Raw genomic sequence first — 9,636 nt, forward strand, 5'->3', positions numbered from 1 at the left:
GGAAGGAGACCTGATGACCTCGGTGGATAGCCTCCAGGGAGGGCCGGCAGTGGCCCAGGTGCGACGAATGGCGACGGAAGTACCTGGGCCACGCTCGCGCGAGCTCGCGACGCGTCGCGCCGCGGCCCTACCCGCGGGATTGGTGAGCGGCGCCGGTGTGTACGCCGCTGCGGCGGGTGGCGGTGTGCTGGTAGATGTCGACGGCAACAGCTTCCTGGATCTGGGCAGCGGTATCGCGGTCACGACGGTGGGTAACAGTGCGCCGTCGGTGGTCACCCGTGTCGCCGCACAGGCCCAGCGATTCACGCACACATGCTTCCTCGCGACGCCCTACGAGCAGTATCTCGAGGTCGCCGAGGTGCTCAATCGGATTACCCCGGGCGACCACGAAAAGCGCACGGCACTGTTCAATACCGGTGCCGAAGCGGTGGAGAACGCGGTCAAGTACGCCAGGGTGGCCACGGGTCGGCCGGCTGTCGTGGTGTTCGATCACGCATTCCACGGCCGGTCACTGATGACCATGACCATGACCGCCAAGCAAGCCCCCTACCGGCGTGGTTTTGGGCCATTCGCCCCGGAGGTGTACCGGGCGCCCATGGCTCATCCGTACCGCTGGCCATCGGGAACCGAGAACTGTGCCGCAGATGCGTTCCACCAGTTCGCATCTCTGGTGGACAACCAGATCGGCGCGGAAGCGGTGGCCTGCGTGGTGGTAGAGCCGATCCAGGGCGAAGGCGGCTTCATCGTCCCCGCACCGGGATTCCTGGCGATGGTTGCCGACTTCTGCCGGACGCGGGGCATCTTGTTGGTCGCCGACGAGGTTCAGACCGGAATAGCCCGCACCGGTGCGTGGTTTGCCTCCGAGCATGAGCAGTTGGTGCCGGACCTCATCACCACGGCGAAGGGGCTAGCGGGCGGACTGCCGTTGGCCGCCGTGACAGGTCGTGCTGATGTCATGGATGCCGCACATCCGGGTGGGATCGGTGGAACCTTCAGCGGCAACCCGCTTTCCTGCGCGGCGGCGCTGGGTGTCTTCGAGGAGATCGAGACACACGACCTGCTGAAGCGGGCCGCCGATATCGGTGAGGTGTTACTCGCCGAGCTGCAGAGCATCTCGGCAGAGAGCGGCATCATCGGAGACATCCGTGGCCGCGGTGCCATGATTGCCGCCGAGTTGGTGATACCGGGCACCGATGCGCCGAATCGTGAAGCTGTGGCGCAGATCTTGAAGTACTGCCAGGACAACGGTGTGCTGGTGCTGTCGGCCGGAACATATGGCAACGTACTGCGGTTCTTGCCGCCGCTATCCATGCCGGACGACCTGCTGCGCGAGGCACTCGTGGTGTTGCGCGAGGCCTTCCGTGCGCTCTAAGACTTCGTGAATAAACCAGACCCCAAGGAGTTTCGATATGTCCACCTCAGTAGCGCCATCGCCAGAAACTTGTTCGACACCACTGGAACTATTCGATACCGATCGCCGGCTGGACCAGGACGAGCGCGATATCGCGGCCACGGTCCGCAAGTTCGTCGACACCAAGCTGCGGCCGAACATCGCGGATTGGTTTGAATCGGCCACCCTTCCCCGTGAACTGGCGCGCCAATTCGGCGAATTGGGGGTACTCGGCATGCACCTCGACGGATACGGGTGCGCGGGCACCAACGCCGTGAGCTACGGATTGGCTTGTCTGGAGCTCGAAGCAGGCGATAGTGGGCTGCGCAGCTTTGTTTCTGTGCAGGGATCGCTGTCAATGTTCTCGATCCATCGGTACGGCTCGGAAGAGCAGAAGCAGGAGTGGTTGCCACGGTTGGCATCCGGACATGCCATTGGTTGCTTCGGTCTCACCGAGCCCGACTTCGGATCCAACCCGGCGGGGATGCGCACCCGCGCGCGCCGGGACGGCAAGGACTGGGTGCTCGACGGAACCAAGATGTGGATCACCAACGGAAACCTGGCCGACGTGGCGACCGTGTGGGCGCAGACCGACGAGGGTGTCCGTGGTTTTGTGGTGCCCACAGATACTCGGGGATTCAGCGCCAATGTGATTCACAAGAAGTTGTCGCTACGGGCGTCGGTGACCTCCGAGCTTGTCCTCGACGGTGTGCGGCTGCCGGCGTCGGCGGAGTTGCCCGGGGCCCGCGGCCTCTCGGCCCCGCTCTCGTGTCTCAATGAAGCCCGGTTCGGGATCATCTTCGGCGCATTGGGTGCGGCGCGCGACAGCTTGCAGACCGCCCTCGACTACACGCGTACGCGTGATGTGTTCGGGCGTCCACTGTCGAGCTATCAGCTCAGCCAGGAGAAGCTCGCTAACATGACGGTGCAGCTGGGTATGGGAATGCTCTTGGCGCTGCATCTCGGCCGCATCAAGGACTCGGTCGGGTTGCGTCCTGAGCAGGTCAGCCTGGGCAAGCTCAACAACGTGCGCGAGGCTCTCAGCATTGCACGTGAGTGCCGAACTCTGCTGGGCGCAAGCGGAATCACCCTTGAGTACTCGCCGCTGCGGCACGCCAACAACCTTGAATCGGTGCTCACCTACGAGGGCACCTCCGAGATGCATCTGCTCTCGATCGGTCGGGCGCTCACCGGCCAGGCCGCCTTCCGCTGAGCCCGCGCACAACCAAGACGGAGATGGACATGTTGTTGGAGTACAGCCAGATTCAGAGTTTCATCGATGGCCGATGGGTCACCGGAACCGGGAGCGTGGTGACCAGCGTGTGCCCCGCGGCGCCCGACCGCGTCGTCGCCCAAGGACCCGCCGCCGGGCTCGCTGAGCTCGATGAGGCCGCCGCCGCGGCACGTGCGGCGCAGCCGCGCTGGGCCGCGCTGGCGTTGCATGAGCGGGGCGCGGTTCTCTCGCGAGCCGCGGCGGTCCTCGACAGCAATGCCCAGGCATGGGGCGTGGAACTGGCTGCGGAAGAAGGCAAGACCAAGGCCGAGGGCATCGGCGAGGTGCAGCGGGCCGCGCAGATCCTGCGGTACTACGGCAATGAGGGCGACCGTCAGAGCGGAGAGATGTTCAGCTCGCCGCGGCGCGGCGAGCACATCTTGGTGACTCGCAAACCCCTTGGTGTGGTGGGGGTTATCACTCCGTTCAACTTCCCCATCGCCATACCGGCCTGGAAGATCGGCCCTGCCTTGGTGTACGGCAACGCGGTGCTGTGGAAGCCGGCCGGTACGGTCCCGCTGCTGGCGATGCGTCTTGCCCAGGCATTCGACGCCGCCGGGTTACCGGCGGGGGTCCTGAACCTCATTGTCGGCGACTCGGGCATCGGTGATGCGATGGTCGGCGACACCCGAGTAGACGCCATCACGTTCACGGGATCGACGGGTGTGGGCCGGCGCATCGCGGCAGCCGGTGCGGCGCGGGGGATACCGGTACAGGCCGAAATGGGTGGCAAGAACGCCGCTGTGGTCCTTGACGATGCCGACATTGACCTCGCGGTAGCACAGGTACTGCTGGGAGCGTTCCGATCCACAGGCCAAAAGTGCACGGCGACGTCACGACTGGTACTCACCGAAGGCATCGCGGATACCTTCCTGTCGCGGTTGACGGAGCGCGCGGATGCCCTGATCGTCGGAGATCCCACGATGGACGACACGCAGATGGGTCCGGTGGTCAGCGAGTCTGCATTCGGCACGATCTCCGCGGGGATAAGTAGGGCAGTCGCGCAGGGTGCGACCACCATCGCAGGCGGGCATGGCTATGCGGAGGGACCCCTGGCTACCGGCTACTTCATCGCACCCACCATCATGGAACTCGGTACGGGAGCCGAAGACCTCTGGATCGAGGAATTGTTCGGCCCGGTTTTGGCGGTGCGGCGTGCCGCAGATACCGAGGAGGCGTTCCGATTGGCCAACGACAGTGAATTCGGTTTATCTGCAGCAATTTTCACGAAAGACCTGACTCAAGCGTTGCGTGCGGTGGACCACCTTGACGTGGGTATCTTGCATGTGAACTCGGAATCGGCGGGTGCCGACCCGCATGTTCCCTTCGGTGGTGCGAAAAAGAGTGGGCTGGGTCCGAAGGAACAGGGACGCGCCGCACGAGAGTTCTTCACCCACACCACCACGGTGTACCTGCGCGGTGGGGAGGCGGTGTGACGACCGCGGCCCTGGATGGGCTGGTGGTGGTCGACTTCAGCCGGGTACTTGCGGGTCCATACGCGACCATGATGCTGGGCGACTTCGGCGCTAAGGTGATCAAGATCGAGAGGCCGGTGCTGGGAGACGATACCCGGCAATGGGGGCCGCCGTACGACTCGGACGGGCAGGCCACCTATTTCAACTCGGTCAACCGGAACAAGCAATCGGTGGTCCTGGATCTGACGAGCCCCGATGGTCAGCGCCGGGCGCGGGAGTTGGCCGGCGGCGCCGACGTGGTGGTCGAGAATTTCCGGGCGGGCACCATGGAGAAGTTCGGCCTGGGGTACGAGAATCTCAGGCAGCTCAACCCGGGCTTGGTCTATTGCGCCATCACGGGATTCGGGCGCCAAGGGGGCGCGGATCTACCCGGCTACGACCTGCTGGTGCAGGCGGTCGGTGGCCTCATGAGCGTCACCGGACCCGGCCCTGAGCATCCGTCGAAAGTCGGTGTGGCACTGGTTGATGTGTTGACCGCGCTGCACGCGCTGTCGGGGATACTCGCCGCGCTGTCGTATCGGGATCGCACCGGGCAAGGACAGCGCGTCGACACCGATCTGATGTCGGTGTTGTTGTCTTCGTTGGTCAATCAGGCATCGGGCTACCTCGGTGCTGGGGTGGTGCCCGCTGCGCTCGGAAACCGGCACCCCAGTATCGCGCCCTATCAGACATTCGAGACCGCGGACCGTCCGATCGCGATCGCGGTGGGTAACGACAAGCAGTTCCGGCTGCTCGCACAGGCGCTGGACATACCGCGGTTGGCGGACGACGAACGATTCACCACCAATCCCTTACGGGTCCAGCACCGTGAGGCGCTGGTCCAGGTATTGGAGCAGCGGCTGAGGGAGAAGACTGCCGACCAATGGTATGACGCCTTGACCGAGAACGGCGTCCCGGCAGGTCCCATCAATGACATCGCGGAAGCCTTCCGGTTCGCCGAACGTATCGGGCTCGATGTCGCGGTGCGGGTGCCCGGCAGCCCGGAACCACAGGTGGCCAACCCGATCTCGATGTCCGAGACGCCCGTCGTGTATCGCAACGGACCGCCACGGTTGGGGCAGTCGTCCGGGTGATGAGGCCATTGGTGGGGCATGGCCGAGTACCGTCTAACCGTGCCGATCACCGTCAGGGACCTGACTCAGAGAGCTGATCTGGGGCTGGTGCTGTCCGCCGGCGAGGCGGGCGCTTCGAGGACCATCAGGTGGGCGCACGCGATCGAACTGAACGATCCGACCCCGTACTTGTTTGGCGGCGAACTGGTGATGACCACCGGTCTCACGGTGGGGCGCAGTCATGCCGAGCAGTACGACTATGTGGCGAGGCTGTCCGAGAAGAACGTTGCCGCGCTGGCATTCGACACCGGTACCACCTTCAGCGAGGTGCCGTCAGGCATTCTCGCCGCGGGTGACGACCTGGGCCTGCCGATTCTGCAGGTGCCGGTTCGTACACCGTTCATCGCGATCACCAGAACAGTGATCGATGAGTTGACGGCGGATGAATTACGCACGGTGCAGCGGGTGGTGGACCAGCAAGATGTGCTGGTGCGCGCCACGCTTCGTGACGGCGCACCCGGTGTGGTGTCCGCGCTGAGTCGCGCACTCGCCGCGACTGTCATCGTGATGGCAACGGACGGAACACTTCTTGCCGAGTCGGGGCATGACACACAGCGTCTGGTCGAGGTGGCACGCGGTGCGTTTCCGAATGACGGCCGCAGGCATGCCAGCCGGGTGGTCGCCGACCGGGACGGCTACTGCACGATTCAGACGGTTCGTGCCGGGAAGGCTGACCGTGGGTACCTCGCGGTGCGGTCGGACGACGCGTTGACCGCACCGCAGCGTCTGCTCATATCGCATGCCATGGCGTTGATCGCCATTGAGCTTGAGAAGCCGGCGCGGGTGGCCGACGCGGAACAGCGCCTTCGCAGTGCGGTAACGGGTGCGCTGCTGACAAATCCTGCCGCTGCGGATCGAAGTGTATTGCGCTATTTCGGTTTTGACCCGGATGCGGAAGTCGTTGTGGTGGTGCTGTCCAATGTCGGCTCGGTGCTGCCGGCCCAGCAGCACGTCAGCCGGCAGCTGACCGGGGGAGCCCCCTTTCTCATGGCCTCGGTCTCCGGCGAGATCGTGGTGGTGTTGGGGGTGAAGAACGCGGGCCGGGTGGTGGAGCTTCATCGAACGTTGAGTACCACGGCGGGGCGCGCGATATGCGCGGGTGTCAGCCGGCGATCCCGGCTGGATCAGGTTCCGCTGGGGCTTCATCAGGCGCGGTCGGCCGCGCGTGCCCATGCCGATGGCCGGATCACGGAGTTTGACGAGCTGGATCTGTACAGCGTTCTGCTCGGTGGACGGGAGTCCGGCGAACTCGCGCTGCTGGCGCAGTCCTTGGTCCCGCTGATCGGCGAGGATTCGGATACCACGCTTTTGGACACCCTGCGGTCCTTCTTGGCCTGTAACGGCCAGATGGAAACGGCCGCAATGAATCTCGGTGTCCATCGACACACCATGAGAAATCGGATCGCACGGATCACGGCCTTGCTCGATTGCGACCTGCAGTCCGCGGACACGCGCGCCGCGCTGTGGATCGCCATCCGCGCGCGTGCCTTGTTGCAGTGATGTTGTAGCGCCGGGAACCGAACCGGATCAGGTCAACGCGTCCTTCAGGCTCCGGCACGCCTTGCTCACGAAATCTTTGGACACACCCGCCCACGGCGCGAGTTTGTCGAAACCATGGAAGGCGCCGGGCACTACCTCAAGCTCGCATGGGACTCCGGCGGCGCTCAGGCGTTCGGCGTAGGCCAGATCCTCGTCATGGAACAGATCGGCCGTCCCGATACCCAGCCATGCGGGCGCCAATCCCGCCAGATCGAGGCGGCGGCCGGGTACGGCGATATCGCGGTCCGCGTCGCCAAGGTACGAGTCCCAGCCGAAGCGGTTGCTTGCCCCACTCCATACCCGCAGGTTGGTCTCATCGATGTCGGTGCGGTCACTCGTCCGGTCGTCGAGCATCGGGTAGATCAGCAGCTGCGCGGCGGGCGCGACCTCGGCGCGGTCGCGTGCCAGGATCGCCAGTGCTGCCGCCAGCCCGCCGCCGGCGCTGGCACCGCCGATGGCGATACGCGTGGGATCGACCCATCCCTGCACGGACAACCAGCGCAGCGCGGCGTAGCAGTCCTCGAGGGGCGTGGGGTAGGGATGCTCGGGCGCCAGCCGATAGTCGACGGACACGACGGGGATACCGGTCTCGTGCATCACGTTGCGGCAGAAGAAGTCGTCTTGACGTGCGGTGCCCAGCACGTAGCCGCCCCCGTGAATCCACAACAGGGCCGGCGACGGCTCTGTGAGGTTCTTGGGCAGGCACGCGCGGATGGTCACATCGTCGTTGATGGCGATGTTCCGCACCCCGAATCGCGGGAGCAGATCGGTGACGTGGATGCTCGCACGTAGCAGCCAGAGTGTTCGCGGCAGTCCGACCTGTCTCGGAAATACCCTGGCTGCCATGCGGAGATCGGGATGAATGTCAGGAGACGACACATAGCGAGTATGCCCGTGGCGCGCACCCGCCGGGGCGGTTTGGTGTCACGGGGAATGTTTCGTACCTGGGGCCACTTGTCTCCTGGGTAGCCAAGGAAGGACCACCATGACACCACCACTGAAGGGCCGTCGCGCATTCGTCACCGGGGGATCCCGGGGAATCGGCGCGGGCATTGTGCGCAGACTTGCCGAAGACGGCGCCCGTGTCGTCTTCACATACTCGAGTTCACCGCAACCCGCCGCGGACGTGGTGGGTGACATCGAGGAGGACGGGGGGTGGGCGCGGGCCGTCAAGGCAGATGTATCCGATCCGGACCAGCTCGCGGCGGCAATCGGCGAGGCGGTGGAACAGCTTGGGGGACTGGATATCCTGGTCAACAACGCGGGTATCGCATCCTTCGGTGATGTCGACACCGCCACGTTGGCGGACTTCGACGAGATCGTGGCGGTCAACGTGCGGGCGGTCTTCGCCGCCATCAAGGCGGCCTCCCCCCATTTGAAGGAGGGCGGCCGAATCGTCACCATCGGCAGTATCAACGGTGACCGCTCGCCGACCGCCAATGCGTCGTTGTACTCGATGTCGAAGGCCGCCGTGGCCGGCCTCACCCGCGGCCTGGCGCGCGAGCTCGGGCCTCGCGGTATCACGATCAACAACGTGCAGCCGGGTCCCGTGGCCACCGATATGAATCCCGAGGACGGCCAGCTGGCCGAGATTCTGCGCCCCAACATCGCGGTCGGGCGTTACGGTCAGCCGCGCGATGTCGCGAGCCTGGTCAGCTACCTGGTCTCGGATGAGGCCTGGTACATCACGGGAACGGCGATCAATATCGACGGGGGATTTACCGTCTAGGGCGCGGCGGGTCGCTAGGGTCAGACGCATGGCCACTAGTGACACCCGGGAAATTGTCATCGAAGCGACCCCCGAGCAGATCATGGATGTGATCGCCGACTTTGACGTGCTGCCCGCGTGGTCGTCGGCGCATCAGAGTTCCACGGTGTTGACGACGGGTGAGGACGGGCGCCCGCATGAGGTGAAGATGAAGGTGAAGACGGCGGGCATCACCGACGAACAGACCGTGTCCTACACCTGGGGCGCCAATACAGTGAGCTGGACGTTGGTCAAGGCCAGCCAACAGCGCCGTCAGGACGGGAAATACACGTTCACGCCCAAGGGCGATAAGACACATGTCAAGTTTGAGCTGACCGTCGATCCGCTGATCCCGCTTCCCGGATTCGTACTGAAGCGGGCCATCAAGGGTGCCATGGAAACCGCGACAGACGGACTGCGCAAGCAGGTGCTCGCCACCTATCGATAAGGCTTTCCTCCGGCATCTCCCACTAGTATCGTTATTTCAAATATCGAAACTAGTGGGATGGTCAGCCGATGGACAGAAACCAGGGCGGGCGGCCCCGCGATCCCGACAAGGATGACGCGGTGCGCGAGACGGTGCGCCGAATGCTGGCCACCGATGGTTATCAAGGCACCACCATTCCCGCGGTGGCGCGCGCCGCCGGAATCGGGGCACCCACGATCTACCGTCGCTGGCCCACTCAGGCCGCAATGGTGGAAAGTGCGATCGCAGACCGGCCGTGGCCCGAGGCACTGGCCGCGCACGTCGAATTTCGGGACTATCTACCAACTTTGGTACGCGCTGTCGTCGAGTACTTCGCCGACCCGGCCACCCGTGCGGCGATGCCGGGTCTCTTGGTCGAGTACTACCGTGAACCGAGCCAGTACGCGGGCCTGGTGGAACGCACCGAAATGCCGCTGCGCGAAGCATTCCGGGCTGCTCATGCAGGGGCCGTGGACGCCGGGCGATGCGCGGCCCGGCCGGGGGCGGATGCGCTCTTCGACACCATTGTTGGCATGGCGGTCTACCACGGCGTGCTGCGCGGAACCGCAGACGATGCGCTCATCGAACAGATTCTGGACGTAGTGCACGCCGCGAGTTTCGTGGATGAGTGAAA

At 64.7% G+C, this 9,636-nt stretch carries 9 protein-coding genes; 8 read left to right on the top strand and 1 reads right to left on the bottom strand.

Annotation, left to right across the window (positions count from 1 at the left end; translation table 11 throughout):
• Positions 1-13 precede the first annotated feature (13 nt).
• Genes gabT through ABG82_RS04625 form a run of 5 tightly spaced genes read left to right on the top strand, consistent with a single transcriptional unit; the run spans position 14 to position 6,750 of the window.
• Positions 14-1,372: a 4-aminobutyrate--2-oxoglutarate transaminase gene (gabT, locus tag ABG82_RS04605; RefSeq protein ID WP_078343532.1), complete on the top strand. Its 1,359-nt coding sequence runs from the start codon at positions 14-16 to the stop codon at positions 1,370-1,372.
• 37 nt (positions 1,373-1,409) lie between these two features.
• Positions 1,410-2,603, top strand: coding sequence for an acyl-CoA dehydrogenase family protein (locus ABG82_RS04610; protein ID WP_043079222.1), 1,194 nt, complete (start codon positions 1,410-1,412; stop codon positions 2,601-2,603).
• A 29-nt stretch (positions 2,604-2,632) separates the two neighbouring features.
• Positions 2,633-4,099: an aldehyde dehydrogenase family protein gene (locus tag ABG82_RS04615; RefSeq protein ID WP_043079257.1), complete on the top strand. Its 1,467-nt coding sequence runs from the start codon at positions 2,633-2,635 to the stop codon at positions 4,097-4,099.
• Positions 4,096-5,211, top strand: a complete 1,116-nt coding sequence (locus ABG82_RS04620) for a CaiB/BaiF CoA transferase family protein (protein WP_043079221.1) — start codon at positions 4,096-4,098, stop codon at positions 5,209-5,211. The genes ABG82_RS04615 and ABG82_RS04620 overlap by 4 nt, the downstream gene beginning before the upstream one ends.
• An 18-nt stretch (positions 5,212-5,229) precedes the next feature.
• Positions 5,230-6,750, top strand: a complete 1,521-nt coding sequence (locus ABG82_RS04625; RefSeq protein WP_043079220.1) for a PucR family transcriptional regulator — start codon at positions 5,230-5,232, stop codon at positions 6,748-6,750.
• Positions 6,751-6,777: 27 nt separating this feature from the next.
• Here the strand turns inward: ABG82_RS04625 and ABG82_RS04630 are convergent, their stop codons facing one another.
• Entirely contained in the window at positions 6,778-7,668 is an 891-nt protein-coding gene (locus ABG82_RS04630) for an alpha/beta hydrolase (protein WP_043079219.1), read from the bottom strand.
• A 106-nt stretch (positions 7,669-7,774) separates the two neighbouring features.
• On the opposite strand from ABG82_RS04630, the gene ABG82_RS04635 reads away from it, so the two are divergent.
• The 3 genes from ABG82_RS04635 (at position 7,775) to ABG82_RS04645 (ending at position 9,634) form a co-directional block, all read left to right on the top strand.
• Complete coding sequence (locus ABG82_RS04635) at positions 7,775-8,518, top strand: SDR family NAD(P)-dependent oxidoreductase (protein ID WP_043079218.1); 744 nt, start codon at positions 7,775-7,777, stop codon at positions 8,516-8,518.
• A 28-nt stretch (positions 8,519-8,546) separates the two neighbouring features.
• Positions 8,547-8,984, top strand: coding sequence for an SRPBCC family protein (locus ABG82_RS04640; RefSeq protein ID WP_043079217.1), 438 nt, complete (start codon positions 8,547-8,549; stop codon positions 8,982-8,984).
• Between the two features lie 68 nt (positions 8,985-9,052).
• A complete protein-coding gene (locus ABG82_RS04645; RefSeq protein WP_043079216.1) occupies positions 9,053-9,634 on the top strand; it encodes a TetR/AcrR family transcriptional regulator in 582 nt (193 codons plus the stop codon).
• The last annotated feature ends 2 nt before the right edge of the window (positions 9,635-9,636 follow it).

Source organism: Mycobacteroides immunogenum (assembly GCF_001605725.1).
In the GTDB taxonomy this organism is placed as follows: Bacteria; Actinomycetota; Actinomycetes; order Mycobacteriales; family Mycobacteriaceae; genus Mycobacterium; species Mycobacterium immunogenum.

Excerpts from the sequence above, each read along its gene's own strand:
- gabT (WP_078343532.1), top strand. The coding sequence starts at position 14 with ATGACCTCGGTGGATAGCCTCCAGGGAGGGCCGGCAGTGGCCCAGGTG.
- ABG82_RS04610 (WP_043079222.1), top strand. The coding sequence starts at position 1,410 with ATGTCCACCTCAGTAGCGCCATCGCCAGAAACTTGTTCGACACCACTG.
- ABG82_RS04615 (WP_043079257.1), top strand. The coding sequence starts at position 2,633 with ATGTTGTTGGAGTACAGCCAGATTCAGAGTTTCATCGATGGCCGATGG.
- ABG82_RS04625 (WP_043079220.1), top strand. The coding sequence starts at position 5,230 with ATGGCCGAGTACCGTCTAACCGTGCCGATCACCGTCAGGGACCTGACT.
- ABG82_RS04635 (WP_043079218.1), top strand. The coding sequence starts at position 7,775 with ATGACACCACCACTGAAGGGCCGTCGCGCATTCGTCACCGGGGGATCC.
- ABG82_RS04640 (WP_043079217.1), top strand. The coding sequence starts at position 8,547 with ATGGCCACTAGTGACACCCGGGAAATTGTCATCGAAGCGACCCCCGAG.
- ABG82_RS04645 (WP_043079216.1), top strand. The coding sequence starts at position 9,053 with ATGGACAGAAACCAGGGCGGGCGGCCCCGCGATCCCGACAAGGATGAC.